Origin of the sequence: Aminobacter sp. SR38 (genome assembly GCF_014843375.1) — a bacterium.
Classification (GTDB): Bacteria; Pseudomonadota; Alphaproteobacteria; order Rhizobiales; family Rhizobiaceae; genus Aminobacter; species Aminobacter ciceronei.
The window spans coordinates 64710-90189 of the sequence record NZ_CP062113.1; the positions used below are offsets into that span (position 1 = coordinate 64710).

20 protein-coding genes are annotated in these 25480 nt (G+C 64.6%); 12 read left to right on the top strand and 8 right to left on the bottom strand.

What is annotated here, in order from left to right; translation table 11 throughout:
• Positions 1-17: 17 nt before the first annotated feature.
• From IG197_RS28245 to IG197_RS28270, 6 genes are all read right to left on the bottom strand, one after another.
• Positions 18-1727: an iron ABC transporter permease gene (locus IG197_RS28245; protein ID WP_192320390.1), complete on the bottom strand. Its 1710-nt coding sequence runs from the start codon at positions 1725-1727 to the stop codon at positions 18-20.
• A 124-nt stretch (positions 1728-1851) separates the two neighbouring features.
• On the bottom strand, positions 1852-3171 hold the full coding sequence (locus tag IG197_RS28250; RefSeq protein WP_192320392.1) for an ABC transporter substrate-binding protein: 1320 nt from the start codon (positions 3169-3171) through the stop codon (positions 1852-1854).
• Positions 3172-3349: 178 nt separating this feature from the next.
• Positions 3350-4684 carry a sigma-54 dependent transcriptional regulator gene (locus IG197_RS28255; RefSeq protein ID WP_192320394.1) on the bottom strand — a complete coding sequence of 445 codons (1335 nt, stop codon included), beginning with the start codon at positions 4682-4684 and terminating at the stop codon, positions 3350-3352.
• Positions 4681-6597, bottom strand: coding sequence for an ATP-binding protein (locus IG197_RS28260; RefSeq protein WP_246765454.1), 1917 nt, complete (start codon positions 6595-6597; stop codon positions 4681-4683). Before IG197_RS28260 ends, IG197_RS28255 begins: the two co-directional genes overlap by 4 nt.
• Positions 6585-7916 (bottom strand): ABC transporter substrate-binding protein, encoded by a 1332-nt coding sequence (locus IG197_RS28265; protein WP_192320396.1) that lies wholly within the window; start codon positions 7914-7916, stop codon positions 6585-6587. Before IG197_RS28265 ends, IG197_RS28260 begins: the two co-directional genes overlap by 13 nt.
• 118 nt (positions 7917-8034) lie before the next feature.
• Positions 8035-8709, bottom strand: coding sequence for a GntR family transcriptional regulator (locus tag IG197_RS28270; protein WP_192320642.1), 675 nt, complete (start codon positions 8707-8709; stop codon positions 8035-8037).
• A 232-nt stretch (positions 8710-8941) separates the two neighbouring features.
• On the opposite strand from IG197_RS28270, the gene IG197_RS28275 reads away from it, so the two are divergent.
• A complete protein-coding gene (locus IG197_RS28275; RefSeq protein ID WP_067967643.1) occupies positions 8942-9973 on the top strand; it encodes a proline racemase family protein in 1032 nt (343 codons plus the stop codon).
• Between the two features lie 2 nt (positions 9974-9975).
• Here the strand turns inward: IG197_RS28275 and IG197_RS28280 are convergent, their stop codons facing one another.
• Positions 9976-10596, bottom strand: a complete 621-nt coding sequence (locus IG197_RS28280) for a helix-turn-helix domain-containing protein (protein ID WP_192320398.1) — start codon at positions 10594-10596, stop codon at positions 9976-9978.
• Between the two features lie 226 nt (positions 10597-10822).
• On the opposite strand from IG197_RS28280, the gene IG197_RS28285 reads away from it, so the two are divergent.
• From IG197_RS28285 to IG197_RS28330, 10 genes are all read left to right on the top strand, one after another.
• Complete coding sequence (locus tag IG197_RS28285) at positions 10823-12397, top strand: ABC transporter substrate-binding protein (protein ID WP_192320400.1); 1575 nt, start codon at positions 10823-10825, stop codon at positions 12395-12397.
• Between the two features lie 81 nt (positions 12398-12478).
• The gene (locus IG197_RS28290) at positions 12479-13420 is read left to right on the top strand and encodes an ABC transporter permease (RefSeq protein WP_192320402.1); all 942 of its coding nucleotides are present in this window, start codon (positions 12479-12481) and stop codon (positions 13418-13420) included.
• Positions 13417-14286 carry an ABC transporter permease gene (locus IG197_RS28295; RefSeq protein WP_192320403.1) on the top strand — a complete coding sequence of 290 codons (870 nt, stop codon included), beginning with the start codon at positions 13417-13419 and terminating at the stop codon, positions 14284-14286. Before IG197_RS28290 ends, IG197_RS28295 begins: the two co-directional genes overlap by 4 nt.
• Position 14287: 1 nt before the next feature.
• The gene (locus tag IG197_RS28300) at positions 14288-15301 is read left to right on the top strand and encodes an ABC transporter ATP-binding protein (protein WP_192320405.1); all 1014 of its coding nucleotides are present in this window, start codon (positions 14288-14290) and stop codon (positions 15299-15301) included.
• Positions 15298-16311 (top strand): ABC transporter ATP-binding protein, encoded by a 1014-nt coding sequence (locus IG197_RS28305; protein WP_371746582.1) that lies wholly within the window; start codon positions 15298-15300, stop codon positions 16309-16311. The genes IG197_RS28300 and IG197_RS28305 overlap by 4 nt, the downstream gene beginning before the upstream one ends.
• Before the next feature lie 32 nt (positions 16312-16343).
• The gene (locus IG197_RS28310; RefSeq protein ID WP_192320407.1) at positions 16344-18152 is read left to right on the top strand and encodes an aminopeptidase P family protein; all 1809 of its coding nucleotides are present in this window, start codon (positions 16344-16346) and stop codon (positions 18150-18152) included.
• 452 nt (positions 18153-18604) lie between these two features.
• The gene (locus IG197_RS28315; protein WP_192320409.1) at positions 18605-19654 is read left to right on the top strand and encodes an ABC transporter substrate-binding protein; all 1050 of its coding nucleotides are present in this window, start codon (positions 18605-18607) and stop codon (positions 19652-19654) included.
• A gap of 20 nt (positions 19655-19674) precedes the next feature.
• On the top strand, positions 19675-21183 hold the full coding sequence (locus IG197_RS28320; protein WP_192320411.1) for a sugar ABC transporter ATP-binding protein: 1509 nt from the start codon (positions 19675-19677) through the stop codon (positions 21181-21183).
• Positions 21180-22151: an ABC transporter permease gene (locus tag IG197_RS28325; protein ID WP_192320413.1), complete on the top strand. Its 972-nt coding sequence runs from the start codon at positions 21180-21182 to the stop codon at positions 22149-22151. The genes IG197_RS28320 and IG197_RS28325 overlap by 4 nt, the downstream gene beginning before the upstream one ends.
• A complete protein-coding gene (locus IG197_RS28330) occupies positions 22148-23125 on the top strand; it encodes an ABC transporter permease (protein ID WP_192320415.1) in 978 nt (325 codons plus the stop codon). Before IG197_RS28325 ends, IG197_RS28330 begins: the two co-directional genes overlap by 4 nt.
• Here the strand turns inward: IG197_RS28330 and IG197_RS28335 are convergent.
• Positions 23093-24037 (bottom strand): amidohydrolase, encoded by a 945-nt coding sequence (locus IG197_RS28335; RefSeq protein WP_256441271.1) that lies wholly within the window; start codon positions 24035-24037, stop codon positions 23093-23095. The genes IG197_RS28330 and IG197_RS28335 overlap by 33 nt on opposite strands.
• A gap of 94 nt (positions 24038-24131) precedes the next feature.
• On the opposite strand from IG197_RS28335, the gene IG197_RS28340 reads away from it, so the two are divergent.
• Positions 24132-25436, top strand: coding sequence for an alanine racemase (locus IG197_RS28340; RefSeq protein ID WP_192320419.1), 1305 nt, complete (start codon positions 24132-24134; stop codon positions 25434-25436).
• The last annotated feature ends 44 nt before the right edge of the window (positions 25437-25480 follow it).

The following is a 25480-nucleotide window of genomic DNA, read 5'->3' on the forward strand; positions in this document are numbered from 1 at the left end:
GTTCTCTCCCCAAGTTCCTATTTGGCCGACCCGATGGCCTTTTGCCGGCGTTCGATGACGTAGTGCGAAAGCAAGGTGCACAGCGCCACCATGATGACGGCGATGACCCCGAGCGCGGCACCTGGCCCACGCCCTGCCGGCGACTGCATGAAGACGTAGATGCCGTAGGCGATCGGTGCGTCCGAGTTGCTCTGGATCAGCATCAGCGTCGCCGAAAGCTCAACCGCCGCTGTCGAGAAGCTGGTGACGAAGCCGGCGAGCAAACCGCCGGTCATCAGCGGCAGCACGATCCGGCGGATCGTACGCTGCTTTGTGGCACCGAGATTTTCGGCAGCCTCCTCGAGCGATTCCGACACCTGCTGCAAGGCGGCGTAGCAGGCGCGCAAGGCATATGGCAGGCGGCGGATCGCCAGCGCCAGAACGACCATCACCCACAACGTCGCCAGTGGCGTGCCATCAGGCAACGTCACGCCATAAAAGGTGCGGAGATAACCGATGCCGAGGACGACGCCGGGAATCGCCAGGGCTGAGGTTGCCGCCCAGTCGAGCCAGCGGCGGCCGACGACCTTGGTGCGCAGCACGAGATAGGCGATGGCGCCACCGATGACGACGTCGATCAGCCCGGCAAGCGAGGCATAGATCAGCGTGTTCTTGATGTAGACAGAGCTTTCGTCGAACACCCTGGCGTAGTGAACCATGGTGAAATCGTCAGGCAGCGGGCTGTAGGACCAGACGGTCGCAAAGGACAGCAGCAGCAGGCCGATATGCGGCGACAGGACGAGCAGCAGGATGAAGCCGACGACGCCATAGGCGACGATGCTCTCGCCACGGCTCAGGCTCCGGCGCATCAGGCCGCCGCCGCCGCGCTGCACGGTCGAATAGTCCTTGCCGCGCATCGCAACGGCCGACAGCCACATGGCGAAGATCGAAACGATGATCAGGATCACCGAGATGACGTAGCCCATGGGATCGGTCAGACCGACCGAGGTGACGCGCAGATAGGCCTGCGGCGCCAGCATGTCCTTGACGTTGAGCAGCAGCGGCGTGGCGAGGTCGTCGAAAACCTTGACGAACACCAGAGAAGCGCCGGCGAGATAGCCCGGCATCGACAGTGGAAACACGATGCGGCGGAACAGGCGGAAGCCGGACGAGCCGAGGTTCTGGGCTGCCTCTTCCATCGACCGGTCGATGTTGCGCAGGCTGGTCGAGAGATTGATCAGGATGAACGGAAAATAGTGCAGCGACTGAACGAAGATGACGCCGTTCAACCCTTCCATGAAGGGGATGCGGACGCCGAACCAGTCATTGAGCAGCAGGTTGACGGTGCCGTTGCGGCCGAACAGCAGTTGCATCGCCACCGCGCCGACGAAGGGCGGCATGATCAGCGGCACGAAGCCCAATGTCTGGATGACCATCGAACCGCGAAAATCGAAGCGCGTCGTCAACACGGCGAGCGGCAGCGCAATCAGCGTCGCCCACACGACCGACATGCCGGCGACATAGACCGAGTTGAAGAACGAACGGCGGAACAGGTCGGTGGCGAAGAAATCCAGAAAGTTGACGAAGGTCAGGGCGCCGGTGCCCTTCTCGGTGAAGGCCGTGTAGATCACGGTTCCCGCGGGAACGATCAGGAAGATCGCCAGGAACAGGCCGATCAACGCCACCGCGGCGATCTGGCCGGGCTTGGCGGTAACCCGCCGCAGCGGGAACGAAGTAACAAAAGCCATGAGGCAGACTCCGAAATGATATCGGCTGGCCCGGCCGCATCGATGCGCCAGGATCGCCTGCTATCAAGGATGTGAAGAGGTTGGCCGCCCGCGCCAGGCAGGCGGCCGCTGTTGCCCTGACGTCTCAGTCGACGAGGGACAGTGCCTTTTCCGCCTTGGCCTGGGCCTCGGCGTAGTTCTTGGTCGCAAATGCCGCCCACTGCTGCTCGAGCTCGGCCTGGCGCGCGGTCTTCTGCTCGCCACCGGTGAAGGCGTCGCGGATCTGCGGGCTGGCGGCCTCGTCGGCCGTGACGGGCATTGCCGAGATCAGGGCACGCGCTTCGTCGACCAGCGTGCGCGCTTCCGCCACGTCCTTGGCGGCAAGCGCCTTTTCGGCGGCGTAGATCGCCTTGGTCGCGCCCTTCAGCGGATCGAGCTGGAACGAGATCAACTGGTCGAACAGCGTGTCGACGACATCCGTGCGCTTTTTCGACACATCGGAAGCGAAGGTGATCATCGACTGGAAGCGTGGATCCTTGAACGGATTCGGGAAGCCTTCAGGCGCGTTCGCATAGAGCGCGGGGTTGATCGGCAAGCGGCGGATCGACGGCTCGAGCAGGACTGCCTGACCCTTCTCCGAGAGCAGGTAGTTGACGAAGGTTTCGGCGCCTTTCTGGTTCGGGGCGTTGGCGACGATGCCGATGTTCGCCGGCACCACCGTCGTCACCGACGGGTAGACGAAGCTGACCGGGAAGCCACCGGCCTGCGCCGAGAAGGCAAAGAAGTCGATGACGATGCCGATGCCGGCCTGGCCAGAGTTGACTGCATCCGGAACGCCGAAGGAGCGCTCGGTCACCTGCTGCAGGTTGCCGCCGATACCCTTCAGCGTGCCCCAGCCCTTGTCCCAGCCTTCGCCCTGCAGCACGGTCTCGATGGTCAGGTGCGTCGTGCCCGAACGCGAGGGTGCTGCGATGGCGACGTGGTCGTGGAATTCGGGCTTGGTCAGATCGCTCCACTCAGCCGGCTTGGGCAAGTTGTTGGCCTCGAGATAGCGGTCGTTCCACATGATGCCGTAACCTGAGGCCGCGAAGCCGAAGTAGAAGCCGTCCGGATCGTTCACAGGATAGGAGCCGACTTTTTCCGGCAACCCGGTCACCGATGGCGCGAACTTGGCCAGCAGGCTTTTGCCCTTGAGGCTGTCGAAGGCGTCGGGCGCCGATGCCCAGAACAGGTCGACTTGGTTGTTGGCCTTGATTTCATCGAGATACTTCACGCCCGAGCTTGTGCTCTTGTTCTGGACGTCGAGCGTGAAGCCCGGATTGGCCGCCTCGAAGCTGGCCTTGAACGGGTCGGTCACATCCTTGGAAAAGGAGGTGACGACGGTCACCTTGCCGCCATCCTGGGCGTAGGCGGTCGAAATGGCGGCGGCCGAAACCAGCATCGCCGCGGCAATGGTCTTCAACATAGGTACTCCTCCCAATGACACCGCCAAATGCCGGCGGCCACTTCATGGACAGCAAGGCGCGTGCCAATTGGCGAAAGCCCCGAAATCAAGGCTTTCAGTGTGCGACATGGGAAATGGAGGTAACATCCGGCCTGATGGCATGGGTCAGACGGGTAACATTGCGCGCGCCGGACGGTGCCTAGTCGCCTTCGCCCTCGCCGGCCACCGAGATGCCGAACTTGCGCATCTTGAGATAAAGCGTCTTGCGCGAAATGCCGAGCGTGTCGGCCGTGGCGCCGATCCGGCCGTCGTGATGAGCCAGGCTGTCGAGTATGACGGCCCGTTCGTGCCGGTCCATCCGCGCCTCGAGGCTGTCGCTGTTGCCGGCTGGCCTGTCGAACATCGCATGATCTTCCAGACCAAGCATGAAACGCTCGGCGACGTTGCGAAGCTCGCGAACGTTTCCCGGCCACGGCCTGCTTTCGAGCTCGGCCAGCCAGGCAGCTTCCACCTTGGGGGCCGTTCGCCCCTGGCGCTTGGCAGCGAGTCCGAGAAAATGGCGAAACAGCAGGCCGACATCGCTCTTGCGGGCGGCAAGCGGCGGAATCTCGACGCGGGCGATATCGAGACGGAAGACAAGATCCTCGCGGAACTTGCCTTGCCGTGCCAGCTGATGCAGGTCCGCCTTGGTCGCCGCGACGACCTTGATATCGACTGGCAGCTCGACATTCGAGCCGAGCCGCTCGATGACCCGCTCCTGAAGCACGCGCAGCAGCCGTACCTGGGCGACGAGCGGCATCGATTCGATCTCGTCGAGAAACAGCGTGCCGCCGCTGGCGTGTTCGATCTTGCCGATCCGGCGCTCGCGGGCGCCGGTGAAGGCGCCGGCCTCGTGGCCGAGAAGCTCGGTTTCCAGCATGGTCTCGGGGATTGCCCCGCAATTGACCGCAACGAAGCGCCCCTTGCGACCGCTGAAATCGTGGATGGCGCGCGCCGTCACTTCCTTGCCGGTGCCGGTTTCGCCGATGACCAGGACGTCGGTAGCAGCACCTGCGATCCGCTTCAGCTTCTCACGCAAGGCGACCATCGGCGCGGAATGCCCGATCAGCCGCGTCTCCCAGGCGTCCGTCTCCGACGACAGCCGAAGCTGCCGGTTTTCGATGACAAGATGCCGGTGTTCACGGGCCCGGCGCACCGTCTCGATCAGGTGCAGCGGATCGGCGGGCTTTTCGAGAAAGTCCCAGGCACCGTCGCGCATCGCCCGCAGCGCCATCGGAATGTCGCCATGGCCAGACATCAGGATGATGGGAATTTCGCGGTCGATCTTGCGTACCGCCGCCACCAGATCGAAGCCGTCATGATCGGGCATGCGCACGTCCGAAACGATGACGGCCGAGGTGTCTGCCCTCAATCCGGCGAGCGCCGATTTGACCGACCCATGCGCGGCCACGCGCAGCTCTTCGAGCTCCAGCACTTCGCGGCAGGCGTCAAGCACGTTGGCGTCGTCATCGATCAGGATGATGTCGGGCGTCATTCAGGTCCTTTCAGGCTAACAAGAAAGCGGGTGCCTTGCGGACCGGTCTCGAGGATCGAAATGTCGCCGCCGAAATCCTTGACGATGTTGTAGGAAATCGACAAGCCGAGCCCGAGGCCGGACCCGACCGGCTTGGTGGTAAAGAACGGATCGAACACCGCACCGACATCGGTTGGCGCGATGCCCATGCCGGTATCGCCGACGATCAGGCGGGCACCCGCCCCGTCTGGTTCCACCAGGACACTGACATGCCTCTCGGGCTGGCCCTTGACGGCGTCGAGCGCATTGGCAACCAGATTGACCGCGACCTGTTCGAGCCGCACCGGCTCGGCCATCACATTGGCCCGACCAGCGTCAGGCAGGCTGACGTCGAGAACGACGCCTTCCTCTTCGAAGCGGTGCTCGAGCAGCGCAAGCGCATCGCGCACGCAGGCGGAGATGTCAGTCGGCCTGAGCTTCGCGTCCGGGCGGCGGGCAAAGCGCCTGATGTGGCTGATATGGTCGGCCATCCGGCCGGTCAGCGCCTTGATCTTGTCCAGGTTGACCAGCGCCTGCTCGCCCTTGCCGCGCGATATCAGCGTCGAGCCGCTGTGGATGTGGGCGCGGATGGCAGCCAGAGGCTGGTTGAGCTCGTGGCCGATACCGGCGGCCATCTGGCCGAGGGCAGCGAGCTTTGCCGACTGGACAAGCTCGTCGCGGGTTTGCCGGAACATCGTCAGCGCATGGGCGAGATCGCCGAGTTCGTCGGCGCCTTCGGGCAATGCTGCGGCCGTCGGCCTGCCGCTGCTGATGGCGCCAGCTTCGTCAGCAAGCAAGCGAATGCGGCTGAGCAGGTTGCGCTGGACGTAGAAGATGCCGATCCCCAACGCCAGCACCACGGACAGGACGGCGATCGCCGCCAGCAGCTTGCGCCCGGTGTCGATGGCCGCAGCGGCACGTTTGGCGGCGGCATTGGCACTTGCCTCGATCGCTACGACTTCGGCTGCGATCTTGCGGCCGAGCTCGTCGACCAGCCGACCGTTCTGGCCGGCAAGCTCGGTCAGCCTGGCCGCCTCGATCATCTCCGAGCGCTTGCGGTTCGGGATCCCGGTCTGGGCGTTGGATTGCTCAAGGATGCGGCCGCTCAACTGGCGCACGGTGATGCTGTCCGGCCAGTTGCCAAGCGTTCCCAGCCGGTTGGCCAGTTCGTCGGCGCTGTCGCCGAGGAAGGCGTTGGTTTCCTGCACCTCCTCGGCCGTGGTGGCATTCACCAGCCGACCGATGAGGCCTGTCGCAAGATTGGCCTGCGACACTGCAGTCAGCAGCGCTTCACTCTTGCGCTGTTCGGCCAGCGCTGCCGCTCCCTGGCTGTTACGTGTTTCGGCCTCGATGTTGAAACGGATATCCTCGACCAGCGGCTCGGCTTCGTCGAGCAGGTCGGCCTGCACCCATCTGAGTTCGTCGATATCCGAGCGCATGGCCTCCAGCAGTGTGAAACGCTTGCCGGCGGCGACATCGATCTGACGCAGATTGTCGTTGATCCCGTTGGCAAGCGGCAGCAAGGCGCCGACCGGCGAGTTGGAATCGCTTTCGGCCAGCAATGACTGCAGCAGCTTCAACCGCTCGGCATAGGTGGCGCGGATTTCGTTGAACTCGCTGCGCGTCTCGGCCCCCGCCAACACCGCCGTGACCGAGCCGATGTCGGCGCCCGCCGTTGAGAGGCGGGAGGCGTAAGCCAGTTGCGGCATCTGTTCGTTGGCGATCCGTGACAGCTCTCCGGACAGGCGTTCGTAAGACAGCCAGCCGACGACGCAGGCGCCCACGGCAAGGCCGACAATGGCAATGAAGGCCAGAGCGAGGCGGGCGCCGATGCCAAAGCGCCAGTCGCGGGTTGCGGCAGCGCCGGGATGATCGACCGCCATCATTGCCGCCATGGCTGATAACGCAGACTGTCGGGATCACGCGACGCAGTCATGATCAGGCTTTCTGCAGCAGCCAGGTTTTGCTCGATGGTGCTGCGCAAGGCGCGGGCGAATGCCTGCTGCTCGGGCGAGCGCACCGCCCCGCGCGGCCATTCCGCCTTCAGTGGGTCGGCAAGGCTCGTCATCTCCTCTGCCGAGAGCGGCGGCATGCTCAGCAAGGCACGGGCCCTCCCCAGCATCTCTTGCCGTTGCGGATCGTCAATGTTTGCCGTCTCCAGATCGGTAAGCCGCTTCCACAACCGCGCGAGCATTGCCCGGCGGCGCACGATGTAATCGTCGAACATGAGGTTGACGAGTCCATATCGCGCTGCCGAGGCGGAGGGGTCGAAGCTGTGGTACTTCAGCAGGCCGTCGCCAGCCTGCTGCGGCAGCAACCCTCCGTTCAACGACGCCAGCACGGGAATGCGACCGACTACCGGCGTGAGCAGGATTTTCTGGCCCTCCTCCGAAAGAACGAAATCGACGAAGCGCTCCGCGCCCTCGATGTTGCGCGAACGCGACAGGATGGCGATGCTTGCGGGCACGAAGACCGCATTGCGTGGCGTGATGAAGACATTGTCGGCATTGGCCAGATCCGGTGCCCGCGCCAGGAAGTCGATGGTGATACCGATGCCGAAGCGCCGCTGCGCGACGCCGGAAGCAACACCGAAGCTGCGCGCCGTGACCGTCGACAGGTTGCCGCCCAACTGCGACAGCAGCGCCCAGCCGTGATCCCAGCCGTAGGTCTGCAGCAGCGCTTCGACGATCAGGTGCGTCGTGCCCGAGCGCGACGGCGAGGTGATGCCGATGTGTCCCGAATAGACCGGCTTGATCAGGTCCTGCCAGTCGCGCGGGACCGGCAGGCCGTGCTGTGCGAGATAGGATGGATTGTAGACGAAGCCATAGCCCGACAAGGCGAAGCCGAGATAGTAGCCGCCGGGATCGTCGACCGGATAACCGAGTACCCTGGCAGGTGCGCCGGTTGGCCGCGGCGCGATCGGTCGCAGTTCACCTGTCCGCTTCAGCAGCTCGAAGGCATCGGCGGCGGAAGCCCAGAAGATGTCGGCGGCAACTTCCGTCTTCTCGATGATGAAGCGGCTGGCGCTTGCCGTGTTGCGCTGGATGACGACGAGGCGGATGTCGGCGTTGCGGCGCTCAAATGCCCTCTGGAACTGCTCGATGAAGGATGGCGGATAGGAAGTGACCACGACGAGGTCACGACGCTCCGCCGCCCAGACAGCGCCGGCAAGCGATGCGAGCGTGCACATGGCCGACAGCACAAGCGCCGACAAGATACCTATCCTGGCCAATCTGCCCTCATCGTCGTGGCCGCCTTCGTGGAAACGCTCAATCTAACGTATGGCCATCCAGAGGCGCCACCCCGGACGGCACTGCGACGGCAGGCCCCTCTCAGTCGTTCCTGCCGCGCGTTTCCTCGAGGAACGTCACCAGGGCGCGGCCGGCGCCGAGAATGTGGTCGCGGGTGAGCTCGGCAGCCTTGTCGGCATCGCCCGCGATACAGGCATCGAGAATACCCTTGTGCTCGCGCCGTGCCCGGCTCATGCCGTTGGTCAGCGTCAACTGGGCGCGCAAATAGCGGTCGATGCGGTCGAGCGAAGCCCGCACGATCTGCAGGTAGTAGGGCCGTCGCGCCGCCTCGTAGAGGCTGTAGTGGAAGTTGCGGTTGATCTCGCCCCACATCGCCGAATTGGCCTCGCTGTCGAACGCTTGGCAGTGGCGTCGGGCCGCGTCGAGGGTCTTACCGGTCAACCTCGGCACGGCCAGTCGGATGACCTCGGCCTCGATCAGCGCACGGAACTCGAATATCTCCTCGATCTCCTCGATCGACAAGCCTGCAACGACTGCGCCCTTGTAGCGCTGCGTGGTGATCAGGCCGTTCTGCTCGAGCCGCGACAGCGCCTCGCGCACCGGGATGCGGCTGGTGTTGAACATCGAGGCGATCTGGTCCTGCCTCAGGTTTTCGCCTTCGGCGAGGTCACCCTCGATGATCGCCTTGCGCAGCGCCTCGTAGACGATATCGGCCGCCGATGCGGCCTGCCTGATATCGACGGTCTCCAGTTTCATTGCGGTCCAACCTTGCGGGATTGCGGCAAACGGCCAAGCCTCGGTGATAGGTGCTGCGACGGCGTGGGGCAACATGCCCAGCATCTTCTTCCCGCACAATTGCATATTCCAGATTGTATATTGGATCCGATGTTTCTATGGGTGCCAAGGTGCGTGCGGCTAAGGCACGATACGGCAACGCGACCGGTATCGTACCGGAAGCCGACAAGGCGAATTCACGGGGAGGCGAAGGATGCGCACAAGCAAGGTGATCCATATCGTGTCGTGCCACGCCGAGGGCGAGGTCGGCGACGTCATCGTCGGCGGCGTCGCGTCGCCGCCTGGCGAGACGCTATGGGAACAGCGGCGCTTCATCGCCGAGGACAAGACCCTGCGCAATTTCGTGCTCAACGAGCCGCGCGGCGGCGTGTTTCGCCACATCAATCTTTTGGTGCCGCCCAAGGATCCGCGTGCCGCGATGGGCTTCATCATCATGGAGCCGGAAGACACGCCGCCGATGTCTGGGTCCAACTCGATCTGCGTTTCGACAGTGCTGCTCGACAGCGGCATCGTGCCGATGCAGGAGCCGGAGACACGATTTGTCCTTGAAGCGCCGGGCGGCCTTGTCGACGTCGTGGCCAGCTGCCGCAATGGCAAGGCCGAGCGGATCACGGTCACCAACGTGCCGTCCTTCGCCGACAGGCTGGACGCAAAGCTCGAAGTCGAGGGCCTGGGCACGCTGACCGTCGACACCGCTTACGGCGGCGACAGCTTCGTCATCGCCGATGCGAAGGCGCTGGGATTTTCCGTCACGCCCGACGAGGCGCGCGAGCTGGCCGAAACCGGCATAAGGATCACCCGCGCCGCCAATGAACAGCTCGGCTTCTCGCATCCCGAGAACCACGAATGGGACCACATCTCGTTTTGCCAGTTGGCGCTTCCGGTCGAAGAAAGGGACGGCGTCCTGCATGGCCGCAACACCGTCGTCATCCAGCCCGCCAAGCTCGACCGCTCGCCGACCGGCACCGGCTGCTCGGCACGCATGGCCGTGCTGCACGCACGCGGACTGATGAAGGTCGGCCAGCGTTTCAGCGGCCATTCGATCATCGATTCGACCTTCGATTGCCGCATCGTCGGCGAGACGTCAGTCGCCGGCCGGCCGGCGATCGTTCCGGAAATCTCCGGACGCGCCTGGATCACCGGAACCCACCAGGTGATGCTCGATCCCGACGATCCCTGGCCGGCAGGCTACCGGCTCGCCGACACCTGGCCGCGAAAGCAGTAGGGTCAGGTCTCGGAGATGATGCGCGTGGTGCCGACCCAGAGCTCGCGCGCCGGACCCGGGCCGACGTTGCGGGCACGATGCGGCAGCGAAGCAGGGAAATGCAGCGTGTCGCCGGCCTTGAGCAGGTATTCCTTGCCATCGATCTCGTAGAGCATCTCGCCCTCGATCAGATAAAGAAAGTCCTCGCCCTGATGGGTCGTGATCTCCGAGGCATAGCCTTGTGGCATGTGGGTGATGCAGCCATTGAGCTGGGCACCGGGAAAGCCGCGTTCGAGCAGTTCATAGACCCGCTCCTTGGTCTCGACATTGTAGCTGCGGCGCGCACCGGCATGGGAGACCATCGAGTGGGCATGCTCCGGCGGTTGCGACAGGAAGGTGTCGACGGTGGTTTCGAGCGCGTTGGCGACATTGTAGAGCGAAATCAGCGACGGCGTCGAAATCCCGCGCTCGATCTGGCTGATGAAGCCTTCGGTCAGGCCCGCCTCGGCCGCGACCTGCTTCATCGTCTTGCCGATCAGCTTGCGGCGCGCCCGCAACATCTGTCCGATCGAAGCGGCGGCAGGCATGTCCGGATGCGGCGCGTCCGCGGTGCCTGCGGCCGCGTCATCGATATCGAGGGGCATCACTGTCTTTCCGCTTGACTTCACAATTTCGATGAACTTTAGTCCAGCTAAAGTTGGTTGCGCAAGCCAAATGGCCACCGCGCCGCCGCTTTGATGGGGAACTGCACAATGCCTTCGCGGCAATCCGGACGCAAAGAAAATTGTCCGGCAAGATTGGATAAAATATCCAAACTGGTCGTCGAGGCGTAGCGCCGGCATTGCCGGCAGGCCAAGAGGAGGAGAAGACATGAAACGCTTTTTGCCGCTTTTGCTCGGCGCAGCTCTGGGATTTGGCGCCGCGACGTCGGCTTTGGCGATCGAGCGCGGCGGCTCGATGACCTTTGCCCGTTATGACGACTCCACCGTCATCGACCCGGTCTGGGCCGACCGCAATCCCGATCTGTGGATGATCACCAGCCTGTATGAGACGCTGCTGCGCAACGGCGCCGACGGCGCGATCGAGCCCGGCCTAGCCGAAAGCTACGCGGTCGCCGGCGATGGCAAGTCGATCTCGCTCAAGCTGCGCGACGGCCTGAAATTCTCCGATGGCTCGGCCATCACGGGCGACGACGTTGTCTTTTCGCTCGATCGCGCCCGCAATCCCGACGGGCCATGGGGCGGCCTGCTCGGCTCGGTCGAAAAGGTGGCGGCAGAGGGCGGCAAGGTCACGCTGTCGTTGAAGCAACCCGATCCGACGATCCCCTCGATCCTCGCCACCTTCAACACCGGGATCATCTCCAGGGCGGCGTTCGAAAAGGCATCAGGCAGCAACGACCAGGAAAAGGCCAAGGCCTATTTCGACAACAACCCTGTGACGTCAGGGCCTTTCACGATGAAGAGCCGGGTTGCCGGTTCGAGCATGAGCTTCGCCAGGAACCCGAACTACTGGCGCGCCGGCGAGGACGGCAAGTCGCTGCCCTATCTCGATGGCGTCGATTTCGTCGTCATTCCAGATGACGCCACCCGCATCCTCAAGCTTCAGGCCGGCGAGGTCGATGTCGCCGAATTCATTCCGTTCGCCCGTGTCGGCGAACTCAGCGGCGACGCCAGTCTGAAGATGGAGCTATTTCCCTCGACCCGCATCATCTATGCGCCGATCAATACCCGCGACACCCGCAAGGACGGCTCGAAGAACCCGCTCGCCGACCTCAAGGTGCGCCAGGCGCTGAACTACGCTACCGACAAGAACATGCTGATCAAGCTGGTGACCTTCGACACCGGCAAGCCAATGACCTCGCTGATGTCGGCAGCAACCCAGCTGCACTATGGACCGGAGCCGCTCTATCCCTACAACCCGGAAAAGGCCAAGCAGTTGCTGGCCGAAGCGGGCGCCGATGGCGGCCTCGACATCACCTTCACCACGCTCGCAGGCAGCGCCGACGACGCCACGCTGTTCACCGCGCTGCAGCAGATGTGGGCGCCGCTTGGCGTCAATCTGAAGGTCGAGCAGGTCGACAACCCGACGCGCGGCGCCAAGAACCGCAATGGAGAGTTCGACATCCACACCTATGGCTGGGCCAACGACGTCAACGACCCTGCCCAGGTCACTGGATGGCTCGGCTATTACAAACAGCGCCAGGCCGTCGGCACAGGCTGGAACAACCAGGAATTCAACACGCTGTTCGAGGCGTCGAACTCCGAAGTCGATCCAACCAAGCGCAAGGACGAATACAAGCGCATGCAGGAAATCTACGCCGCAGAAGCGCCGCTGCTCTTCCTCTATGAGACGCCCTTCGCAGTCGCCGTGTCGAAGTCGGTCGAGAATTACGTCCAGACCCCGCTCGGTGCCAACGACTTCTCGGAAGCCTGGCGCGCCAAGTAACCCAAGCGTGACCGCTGCGCGCCGGACGGGCCATCCGTCCGGCGCGCCTCTTTGCAAGGCGAGTGTTTCGAGGCGAAGCCAATGCCCTCTCTCTCATATCTCGCGGCGCGGCTGCTGCAGATCATCCCGACCTTCCTTTTGGTCATGGTCTTCATCTTTCTGCTCGTGCGCATGCTTCCCGGTGACCCAGCCATCGCCATGGCCGAGGCCAAGGCGACCGATGCGCAGGTCGAGCAGATCCGCCGCAATCTCGGCCTCGACCAGCCGCTACCAGTGCAGTTCATGGTCTTCGTCAAGAACACGCTGTCAGGTGATCTCGGCCGCTCGATCATGATGAAGGCGCCGGTGAGCGAGGTGATCCTCAGCCGATTGCCGACCACCATCTTCCTGTCGCTCTACGCCGTTGCACTTGCTGTGCTCCTGGCCGGGCCACTCGCCTTTCTTGCCGCCATGCGTGCCAACACCACGACTGACGTCGTCATCCGCGGCGTCTTCCAGGTCGGGTTGTCGATGCCGGTGTTCTACATCGGGCTGGTGCTTTTGACCGTGCTTGCCGCGCAGTTGCGCTGGTTCCCCGTCGGCGGCTATGGCACGACCTTCCTCGGCAATTTGCACCATCTGATGCTGCCGGCGTTGAGCGTTGCACTCTACACCTCCGCCATCATCGTCAGAAACCTGCGCGCCTCGCTGATCGAGGTGCTCGACGCCGACTATGTCCAGTTCGCCCGCGCCAAGGGGCTTACGCCGCGCATCGTCATGACCCGCCACGTGCTGCGCAATGCGCTGGTCTCGACGGTGACCCTGCTCGGCCTGTCGATCGGCAACCTGATGAGCGGCACGCTGGTGACCGAGACAGTGTTTGCCATTCCCGGCGTCGGCCGGCTGATGCTGGAAGCGATCTTTGCCCGCGACTATCCGCTGATCCAGGGCTTGACCTTGACCTTCGCGGTGATGGTCTCGGTCGTCTTCCTGCTCACCGACGTCGTCCAGTCGCTGCTCGATCCGAGGCTTCGCAAGTCATGAGTGCACTCGGTCACACTTCACAGCGCAGGCCAAACCGCTTGCTGGCCTTCCTCGGCCGTGCCTTCGCCCGGCCGTCCTTTGTCATCGGCTTCGCCATCATCGCCTGTTCGATCCTGCTGGCGCTCTGTCCGCAGGTCTTTGCACCCTACGATCCGCTCGCCTTCGACATGACGGCGATCCAGCAACCACCGAGCCTCGCCCATCCATTCGGCACCGACAATTTCGGCCGCGACGTTCTTTCACGCGTCATCTGGGCCTACCGTGTCGACATGCAGATGGCGCTGCTTGCCACCATCTTCGCGCTGACCATCGGCGTCACGGCGGGCGCCTTCGTCGGCTATTACGGGGGCATCGCCGACACCATCTTCGGGCGCTGCGTCGATGCCATCATCACCTTCCCGTTCCTGGTGCTGGTCATCGCCATCGTCGCCGTGCTCGGGCCGGGCCTGGTCAACATGTACATCGCCATCACCATGGTGAACTGGGTCTATTACGCCCGGCTCACCCGCGCCGAGATCATGACGCAGAAGGCCAACGACTACGCCGCCGCCGGCCGTGTGCTCGGCTTTTCCGACCGCCGCATCATCTTCCGCCACCTTTTGCCCAACGCGATTTCGCCTGTAATCGTCTACTGGATGACCGACATGGCGCTGGCCATCCTGCTCGGCTCGTCGCTCGGCTATCTCGGCCTCGGCGCGCAGCCGCCGGCGGCCGAATGGGGCGTGCTGATCTCGGAGGGGCGTAACTTCCTGATCACGGCCTGGTGGATGAGCCTGATGCCGGGTGTCGCCATCGTGCTCACCGGCCTCGGCTTCAGCCTGCTCGGTGACGCGCTGGCCGACCTGCTGCGAGCGAAGGGGCGCTGAGATGTCCGAACCCAGGCAACATACGGTGCTCGAACTGCGCCACCTCAGAACCGAATTTGGTTCGCGAGAACGGCCGCTGATCGCCGTCGACGACGTCTCCTTCAGCGTCAAGGCCGGCGAGATCCTCGGCCTCGTCGGCGAATCCGGCTCGGGCAAAAGCATCACCTTGCGCTCGATCCTCGGCATCGTCCGTCCGCGTGGCCGCGTCGGCGGCGAAATCCTCTGGAAGGGCCGCGATCTCGCAGCGCTCGACGAAGCGGCGTTGCGCAAGGTGCGCGGCCGCGAGATCGCAATGATCTTCCAGGAGCCGATGTCTTCGCTCAATCCGCTGCTCACGGTGGGGCTGCAGATCTCCGAAAACCTCGCCACCCATACCGACCTCGACGCCCGCGCCCGCAAGACCAAGGCCGTCGAACTGCTTGAGATGGTCGGCATCCCCGCTGCACGCAACCGGCTCGGCGACTATCCGCACGAGTTCTCTGGCGGCATGCGCCAGCGCGTCATGATCGCCATCGCGTTGGCGTCGAACCCGCAGCTGCTGCTCGCCGACGAGCCGACGACGGCGCTGGACGTTACGATCCAGGACCAGATCTTGCGCCTGATTCAGTCTTTGAGCCGCGATCTCGGCATGGCGGTGATCCTCGTCACCCATGACATGGGCGTGGTGGCACAGACCTGCGACCGGGTGGCGGTGATGTATGGCGGCAGGCTGTGCGAACTGGGGACGACGACCCAGGTGATCGGCGACGCCCGCCATCCCTACGCGCTGGGGCTCTTGCGCTCGATCCCGCGCGACGTCGCCCCACGCACGCCGCTCTACTCGATCCCCGGCGCACCGCCGTCACTCAGCGCGCTGCCTCCGGGCTGCGCCTTCACCGCGCGGTGTCCGGTCGCCGGTTTGGAATGCGGCGATGTTCGTCCCCCGCTTGCCGCCGTCGGCCAGCATCACCAGGTGGCCTGTCATCGTCGCGCCGAGGCGCTCGCTCACTTCCGTCAACACGAGGCGGCGTCATGAACATGCTGACCATGGAGCCGGCCAAGCCGCTGCTGTCCATCCGCGACCTCACCATGCGCTTCGAAAAGCCACGCTCGCTATCCGATGCCATCGCCCGCCGCCCGCGCCAGGTCGTGTCGGCGCTCAACGGCGTCGATCTCGACGTCATGGCTGCCGAGACGCTTGGCATCGTCGGCGAGTCCGGCTGCGGCAAGTCGACCCTGGCGCGCTGTATCGCCGGACTGCACCAGCCGAGCGGCGGCGACATTCTGTTCGAGGGTGAGAGCGTCGTCGGGCTCAAGGGACCGAAACGCCGCGCCTACAACAAGCGCGTCCAGATGATGTTCCAGGATCCCTATACCTCGCTCAACCCGCGCATGACGGTGCGCGATACGCTGCGCGAGGCGATCTCGGTGCACAGGATGCGCGAAGGCGCTGCCATCGAGCGGCGCATAGACGAGTTGCTCGATCTCGTGCGCCTGCCCGAGGGTGCCGCCGACAAGTACCCGCACGAATTCTCCGGCGGGCAGCGCCAGCGCATCGGCATCGCGCGTGCGCTGTCGCTCGAGCCGATCTGTCTCGTCGCCGACGAGCTTGTGTCAGCGCTCGACGTCTCGGTTCAGGCGCAGGTGGTCAACCTTCTGCTCGAGCTGCAGGACAATCTCGGACTGACGGTGCTGTTCGTTGCGCATGATCTCAGGCTGGTGCGCCACGTCTCGCACCGGGTCGCGGTGATCTATCTCGGCGCCATCGTCGAGGTCGGCCCGTCCGAGGCACTGTTTGCGCGGCCGCGCCATCCGTATTCGCAGGCCCTGCTGGCTGCGGCACCGTCGCTCGATCCGGCCGACCGCAAGCGCGCGCCGGCGCTGTCAGGCGAGTTGCCGAGCCCGCTCGACATCCCTCCGGGCTGCCCGTTCCATGTGCGCTGCCCGCATGCCGCCGAGCGCTGCCGTATCGAAAAGCCAGCGCTGCGACCTGTCGGCGCCGGTATGGCCGCCTGCCACTTCACCGAAACCATATCAGCGGTGTGACCGCGACCATCTGCAGATCAAGGACAGACGACATGACACCGACCGACAGGCTGGACATGACCGGCCGCGTTGAAGCGCTGCGCCACAAGCTCGCCGAAGAAGGGCTCGACGGCTACGTCGTGCCGCGCTTCGACGAGCACCAGAGCGAGTATTGCGCGCCACATGACTGCCGGCTCGCCTACCTCACCGGCTTCACCGGCTCGGCGGGCGTCGCGATCGTCATGCGCGACAAGGCGGCAATCTTTGTCGACGGCCGCTACCAGGTGCAGGTGCGCGACGAGGTCGATCTCGGCACCTTCACTGTCGAGCATTTCTACGATGCGCCGCTGAAGGATTGGCTGGCGAAGAACATAGATGAAGGCCAGCGCGTAGGCTTCAATGCGATGCTTTTGCCCTCGACCTGGGACCAGGATTGCGGTCGCGCCGTGGAATCAGCTGGCGGGAGCTGGGTCGCGACCCCGGGCGATCTCGTCGATGCGATCTGGCCGGACCAGCCGGAAAAGCCGCTGGGGTCGATCATGGCTTTCGGTCGCCAGTATTCCGGCGAGAGCGTTGCAGACAAGAAGCGTCGTATCGTGGAGTTGGTCGCGGCGCAGGGCGCCGACTTCCTCGTCGAGGCCCAACCCGACAACATCTCCTGGCTGCTCAACGTGCGTGGCCGCGACGTGGCGTTCAACCCGATGCCGCATTCCTTCCTGATCCTCGACAAGGACGGCCGCACCGAGTGGCTGGTCGACCACCGCAAGCTGCCCAACGATCTCTCCGACTTGGAGCTCGACGGGGTCGCAATCGCCGAGCCGGCGCGCCTTCTGGAACGCGTCGCGGCCTTCGCCGAGGGGCGAACAGCGCTCGTCGATCCCGGTTTCGCGCCGTCGGCGGTTGTCCATGCGGCGCGTGACAGTGGCGGCGAGATCAAGCTGACCCGCAGCCCGATCACACTCGCCAAGATGGAAAAGAACGACATCGAGCTGCAAGGTTTCCGCGACTGCCATCAGCAGGATGGCGCGGCCTGGGTGCGTTTCCTGGCCTGGCTCGACCGCTACGGCCGCACGCGCGAAAGCCAAGGCATGCCGGTGAGCGAATTGGAGGCCGAAGAGCGCATCCTGACCTATCGCCGCGACAGCAGGCTGTTCGTCGAGCCGAGCTTCCGCACGATCTCGGCCTCCGCCGGCAATGCCGCGATGTGCCACTACAACGCCACCATCGAGACCAACACGCCGATCACCTCGGCCGATGTCTATCTGCTGGACAGCGGCGGGCAGTACCTGACCGGCACCACCGATGCCACGCGTACGACGGCATTGGGCAGCATCAGCCCGGAAATCCGCCGCGCCTATACGGCCGTGCTCAAGGGGCTGATCTCGATGCTGACGTTGAAGTTCCCGACCGGAACCTGCGGGCACCAGATCGACGCCTTCGCCCGGCGCCCGCTCTGGGACCTCGGCCTCGATTACGACCACGGCACCGGGCACGGCGTCGGCCACTTCCTGTCGGTGCACGAGCAGCCGCAGCGTTTCGACAAGCGGGTCAACGAGATTGCCTTGCGGCCCGGCATGGTGACCACAATCGAACCCGGTTACTACAGGGCGGGAAAATACGGCATCCGGCTCGAAAACCAGGTCGAGGTTGTCGCGGCGGGCGACGGCTTCATGGCCTTCAAGAGCCTGACGCTGGTGCCGCTCGACCTGCGCCTTGCCGACATCCAGTTGCTGACCCCGCCGGAGAGACGATGGCTCGACCGATATCATGAGGTGGTCAGGTCGGCGCTGAGCCCCTTGCTCGGCCGCGATGACATCGAGTGGTTGCAACGCATGTGCACGCCCTGCGAGGCAGCCATCTGAACCGGTCGCGACCAGTCCATTCACAAGCCGATCACCTGACGGCGCCCGGCACAGGCCTCCAATTGGAGGCCTGTTTGCGTTTCGGGCGCAAGTGCTCGCGCGAATGCATGTGCTCTCCATCGCCGCACCAACGTGCATGGCAGGCACGGGCCGCCTCATCGCTCGCATGCTGTCCTGAAGTCACGGCTCGATGTTTTGCCCGCCCTCGACCCAGGTCCGCTCGACTTTTTTCGCCGGCTCCAGGGCCAAGTATCTTGAAAGTTGTCCAACGCTGTGTGTAGCATGCGTTGCTGTCCACTATATAGCAATACTGTCCAATATAGCAGACAAATGAAGTCCTGGAGCGAGCCGACCAAAGACGAACGGACCGACGGCTTCTGCCCTGCAGAAGCCGACAGGCGGAGCCGTCTTTGCAAGGCACCCAAGGCTCAAGTTTTGAGGGAGAGAGAACAATGAAACTGTCGTATTTTGCATCCGCGAGTGCCCTTTGCCTGGGCCTCGCTTTGAGCTTCGGCGCAACATCGGCGGCAGAGGCCGCCGCCAACTGCATCAAGGGCGACCGCAAAGCCCCCTATACTATCGGCTGGGCCAACATCTATTCGGTTCCAACCTGGATGAAGCAGACCCAGGGCACGCTCGAAGCCCAGGTCGAAGACTTGAAGAAGCAGGGCCTCGTCGACAAGCTCGTCATCACCGACGCGCAGGGCGATGCCAACGTCCAGATCCAGCAGATCCAGTCGATGATCGATTCCGACGTCGATGCGATCATCCTCATTGCCGGCTCGTCGACGGCCCCGGCACGCGTGCTGGCCGATGCTTGCGCCAAGGGCATCGCCATCATCAACTTCGACAGTCTCGTCGATACCGACCAGGTGACCGCCAAGGTCAATACGGATTCGGCCCAATGGGGCGAACAGGCGGCCAAGTTCCTCGTCGAGCAGATGGGCGGCAAGGGCAACATCCTGGTGCTCAACGGTCCGGCCGGCGTTTCGGTCAGCGACGACCGACGCAAGGGCGCGACGCCGGTGCTCGAAGCCAACCCCGACATCAAGATCCTGGCAGAGACCAACACCGCCTACAACGTCGCCCCGGCACAGGACGCCGTCACCAGCCTGCTGTTTGCCAATCCGGAGATCGACGGCATCCTGTCGCTCGGCGGCGCGCTTTCCGCCGGTGCCGTCCTGGCGCTCGACAAGCAGGGCCGCACGCAGGTTCCGATCACCGGCGAGAACGCACGCCAGTTCCTCGAATTGTGGAAGGAAAAGGACCTGAAGGGCTGGGCCACCATGCAGCCCAACTGGCTCGGTGCTTTCGCCACCTGGCTTTCCGTACAGGCGCTGGAAGGCAAGGACGTGCCGGCATTCGTAAAGATTCCGCTGCCGGTGATCGACAACGCCAACATCGGCGACTACCTGGCGCGCGCCGGCGATTTCCCCGCCGACGGCTACATCTATTCGCCCTACGACCAGGCCCTGTTCGAGAAGATCCTGGCCGCCAAGTAAACCTCCAGGGACTTATCGACGTGGCGAATACGGCTCCGCTTCTTGCCGCGCGGGGGGTGTCGAAGGCTTTCTTCGGCAACCCCGTCCTGCGCGACGTTTCCATCGCACTTCTGCCGGGGCGCGTGCATGCGCTGCTCGGCGAGAACGGCGCCGGGAAATCGACCTTGATCAACATGCTGTCCGGCGCGCTGCGGCCGGACGGCGGCAGCATCGAAGTGGACGGCAAGGCGTTGCCGTACATGACCCCGCCGGAGGCGCGGCTATCAGGCATCGCGGTCGTCCAGCAGGAACTTTCGCTGACAGCCAACCTGTCGATCGCCGAGAACATCGGCCTCGGCGCCTATCCGCGCCGCTTCGGCCTTGTCGACTATGCCGAACTGGCATCGCGTGCCCGTGAGGCTTGCGCGCTGGTCGGCTTGCACGAACCCTTGTCGACGCCGGTCGGCGAGCTTTCGCTCGGCCGGCGCCAGATGGTCGAGATCGCCAAGGCGCTCTATCGCAAACCGCGGGTGCTGATCCTCGACGAGCCGACATCATCCTTGTCGGCAACCGAAACCCGCATCCTGACCGAACTGTTGGAAAGGCTGCGCAGCGAAGGCACTGCCATCCTCTACATCTCGCACCGGCTCAACGAGGTGATGGCCCTGTGCCAGCACGTCACCGTGCTCAAGGACGGTTCGGTGACGTCGGATCGGCCGCTTGAGGGAACCGATGCCGCCGGCCTCGTGCGGCTGATGGTCGGCCGCGACCCCGGCGACCTGTTTCCCGAATGGCAGCCTTCCCCGTCGGTAGCGTCCGCCGTTTCGGTCCGCGGCTTCTCCGCAGGCCAGATGCGAGACGTCGATCTCGACATCAGGGCCGGCGAGGTGCTTGGCATCGGCGGCCTTGTCGGACAGGGACAGGAAGACCTGTTGCTTGGTCTCTACGGCGCGATTCCAGCCAGGTCCGCATCGGCGCAGGTCAACGGGCGTCAAGCCCTGCCCGGCGGCGTACCCAATGCCAATGCGCTTGGCCTTGCCTATGTGCCGGCCGACCGCAAGCGCGAAGGCCTGCACCTCATCCATCCGATCATCACCAACCTGATGCTGCCCGCCTTCGCGCGGCTGCCGGCGCTCAAGCCCCGCAATCGTGGCGACGAACGCGAATTGGCACGTAGCCTTGCCGCCCAGCTCGGCATCAAGGGCGACCTCGGCCGGGCGGCCCAGGCGCTGTCGGGCGGCAACCAGCAGAAGGTCGCGCTGGCGAAATGGATGCCGCATGATCCATTGGTGCTTTTGCTCAACGATCCGACGCGCGGCGTCGACGTCGAGACCAAACGCGAAATCTACATCATGCTGCGCCAGCTCGCAGCGGCCGGCAAGGCAGTCGTGCTGATGAGCTCCGATACACCCGAGCTCGTGCATCTGTGCGACCGCGTCGCCGTCGTGCGCGAGGGCCGCATCGCCGCCATGCTGGAGCATGGCGCATTGAGCGAAGAAACCATTGTTGCCGCAGCCGTCGGTGCCGACAAGCCGGAGGTCGCCGCATGAGCACCGTCCCATCGACATCAGGGCAAGGCTCCGGTGGACTCTACTGGCCGGTCCAGGCCGGCCGAAACGTCGGCGTTCGCGGCCTTTTCCTGGTCGTGCTCGCCTTTATCGTCGCTTACGGCTTCCTGTTCCCGGGCCTGTTCACCATCTCGGGCTTCGCAAAGTTCACCCAGAGCTGGTTCCCGCTGGCCCTGGTCGCCATGGCACAGGCGCTGCTGATGCTGACTGGCGGCATCAACCTGGCCATCGGCGCGACCGTCAGCCTTGGTGCCGTCATCGCCGCAACGACGATGACCGGGCCGCTCGGCGTCGGTGGCGGCTCTGCCTTGGTCGCGGCAGCCGGCCTCGGCATCGGCGCGGTCACCGGCTTCATCGTGGTCAAGCTGCGTCTGCCGGCGATCGTGGTGACGCTTGCCGGTTCCTTCATCATCGGCGGCGCCGCCTTGCTCATCCTGCCCAGGCCTGGCGGCGCCATGCCTGAATGGCTGTCCGACCTGCTGGCCGGCAACACGCCAGCGGCGTTCCTGTTGCTGGTCGTCATCGTCCTGTTGTGGAAACTTTATCTTGCCACGCCGCTCGGGCTTAGCCTCTATGCCGCCGGCGAAAATCCCGTCGGCGCCTACCGTTCGGGCGTGCCCGTCGATGCGGCACGCATCGCCGCCTATGCGCTGAGCGGCCTGCTCTCGACAAGCGCCGGCCTGTTCGTCGCCGCTCAGACAGGATCGGGAGATCCGGTCATCGGCACGGCCTTCACGCTCAACTCGATCGCCGCCGCCGTGCTCGGCGGCATCGGCTTCCTCGGCGGCCAGGGCACCATGCGCGGCGCGCTCGCTGGCAGCCTGCTGCTCAGCCTGATGATCTCGGTCATGTTCTTCCTCGGATTCACGCCAGTCGCGCAATATGTCGCGCAGGGCCTGATCATCATCGGCGCGGTTGCGCTGCCGCAATTCCGCAAGGTGCAAAGATGACTGGCACGAACCAGACCACTTCCTCTTCGAAAGTCCGCCTCGGCGCCGTCCTGCGCAGCCGCCCGTTCCTGACTGTGCTCGTCGTGGCCGCCGTCTGGATCGTCGCCAGCTTCGCTACGCGCGGCTTCGGCGCCTTCGGTCACCTCCGCTATCTGGTCGAGCTTGCCGCCGTCATCGGCCTGGTCGCTGCCGGACAGACCTTCGTCGTCATCGCCGGCGGCATCGATCTCTCAGTCGCGGCCATCGTCACCGTTGCCGCCGTCGGCCTGCCCCTGGTCTCCTCCTCGGCCGACCCGACAGGCGTGTCGGCGATCCTTTTGGTCCTGGCGACCACCACCGCCATCGGCCTGGTCAACGGACTTGGCGTCGCCTACCTCCGGGTCCACCCGATGATCATGACGCTGGCGATGGCGACCTTCCTGCAGGGCCTGCTCATCATCATCGCCGGCGGCAGCGCCGTCTCACTGCAGAACCCGCTCGTCGGCTGGCTTGGCAATGCCCGCCCGGCCGGCATCCCGGCAGGCGTTCTGTTGTGGGTTGGGCTATCGGCCATCGTGCTGTTTGTCATGCACGCCACGCCATTTGGCGCCCGCATCTTCGCTATCGGCGCCAACCCGCGCGCCGCCGAGCTTTCCGGCGTGCCGGTCCCGGCCACGACGATCGCCATCTACGGTATCAGCGGCCTGACAGCAGGGCTCGCAGGCGTGCTCGTTCTCGGCATGAACGGCCAGGGTTATGTCGGCATCGGCGACCCGTATCTGCTGGCTTCGATCGCTGCCGTCGTGCTCGGCGGCACCTCGATCCTCGGCGGGCTCGGCACCTATGCCGGCACCATTCCGGGTTCGATCCTCCTGGTCACGATCACCGCGCTGATCACCGTCGTCAACGCCTCGCCCGGCTGGCGCAGCATCTTGTTCGGCTCGCTGATCCTCGGCCTGCTGCTACTTTCCGGCCGCGAGGCTGCCCGCCGATGAAAACTCTTCAAGCCTGTAAATGCGCCTTGCGGTGTCGAAAAACAGCGCGCTCTGTTCGGCCGCCGAAAGCTCCGAGGTGATCGCCTTGAAGCTGTCGAACACCTGGCCAAACGTCGCATGCAGCCCGGCAACGGGAAAGTCGCTGCCAAACATCGCCCGCTCGGAGCCAAAGCACTCGATGCAGTGCATGACCACCGGCCGCAGGCTGTCGAGCGTCCAGTCATGATCGTAGGCGACGAGATCCGAAATCTTGATGGCGACGTTGTCCTGGCGTGCAAGCTGGCGCAGCCCGTCGCGCCAGACACGCATGCCTTCGGCATCCCTGTCGATCGGACTGCCGCAATGGTTGAGAACGAAGCGCAGGTTCGGGAATGCGGACGCGAGCCGCGCAGCGCCGGCCAGCTGGCGCGGAAAGACCATCAGGTCGAACACGAAGCCATGGCGCTGCACAAGGCTGAGGCCGGCGCGCCAGGCCGCCTCGTCCATGAGGCCGTCACGCCGAGCAAAACGCCGCGCTGGGTCAGTGTCCCAGCTCAGAATGTCCCGCACACCAACGACACGGGCAAAGGCGGCATGCACTTCAAGCGCCGCTTCGGCATTGCTGTCGGCCAGCGGCACCTGCACGACATAACGCGCTGCCACACCACCGGTCTTGTCGAGGCTTTCCAGCCAGCGCGTCTCGCCGGTCGTGTCGTCGCGGGCCCAGCCGGCCTCGACATGGATCGTCGCAACGACATCGTGGCCATGCGCGTCGCGCAAATAGTCGCCGGGAAAATAGTTCCGGCGCAGCGGAGCAAGATCGCCAAGGCTGTCACGTCCGCCGGCTGCCGGTACCAGCCAGGGATGGCGGCCCATGCCGAGATCCCAAAGATGGTGATGGGCGTCGATGATCGGACCGGAATAATGCGCCACGCGTCCCCCTTGTTTGGCCCCGAACGACTTTGCGCCGGAACCCAGCTTCCGGCCGCGCGCAGGGGTAGCACCGGATGAAACGGAAACACCAGCCATGCTGACAGGCCCCCGCGAAAATTTCATGCTCGACGATCGCATCCGCGGTGTGCCGCCCGGCACGACGGCATTCGCCGGCAGCACCATCGGCTCCAAAGGTTGGCACCCTGCCGACGGCGCAATGTCGTTGCCGGTGTTGACCCTCGACGAGCAGGCCTTCGCCGGCAATCGCGACCTGTTCTTCCGCTACCTAAGGCAGGCCGGCGCCGAGATCGCCCCGCATGCCAAGACGCCGATGGCTCCCGATCTTGCCCGCGCGCTGCTCGACGCAGGTGCCTGGGGCACCACAGTCGCCGACATCAGGCAGGCCTCGGTAATGCTGGATGCCGGCCTCGACAGGCTGATCATCGCCAATGAAGTCGGCGGCAAGGGTGGCGCGAGCCGGCTCGCCATGCTGGTAGCGGCCAACCCGCAAGCCGACCTCCACGTCTTCGCCGATTCGGTTGCGTCGGTCGACGCGCTGGCCGGGATATGGCGCGCCAACGACGTCCTGCCGCCGCTGCGCGTTTTGGTCGAGACAGGCGCCGGGCGCGGTGGCGCACGCACGCTCGGCGATGCCGAGGCCATCATCGACGCGATCCTCGGCAGCGCCGGCCGCCTCGTGGCAGCCGGCGTCGCCACCTATGAAGGTGCTGCCGGACGACAGACCCAGGCGGAGACCCATGCTGCGATTTCGGGACTCCTCGACCTGACTGCCGATGCGTTCGCTGTGCTGCGCAAACGGGTTGGCGCCGATGCGCCGCTGATCGTCAGCGCCGGTGGTTCGGTGTTCTTCGACAGGGTTGTTTCGGTGCTGGCACCAACCGTCGCGCGCGACGGCAACGCCAGGCTGGTGCTGCGCAGCGGTGCGATCTTCTTCCACGACAATGGCGTCTACGACCGGGCCATGGCCGCCGTCGATGAACGTCACGGGTTCGCGCTCGATGGCCGAATCGTCTCCGCGCGGCAGTCATTCCGCCCGGCCCTTCGGCTCTGGGCAGAGGTGTTGTCGCGTCCCGAACCCGGCACAGCCGTCTGCGGCATGGGCATGCGCGACGTGTCTTTCGACCAGGGCTATCCTGTCATGCTTGGCCGCTATCGCGCCGGCGCGCCGCTGCCGCTTTCGGGGCCGCTGCCGACCGTGATCAAGCTCAACGACCAGCATGCGTTCCTGTCGCTTGCACCGGAAAGCCAGCTTGCCGTCGGCGATGTCGTGGAATTCGGCATTTCCCACCCGTGCACCTGCCTCGACCGCTATCGCGTCATTTTCGGCGTCGACGAGAAGGGCCATGTCAACAACGCCTTCCCAACCTATTTCGGCTGACCGCCCCTGACACGCCGAACCGAGAAACGCTGAAAGGAGCTGCA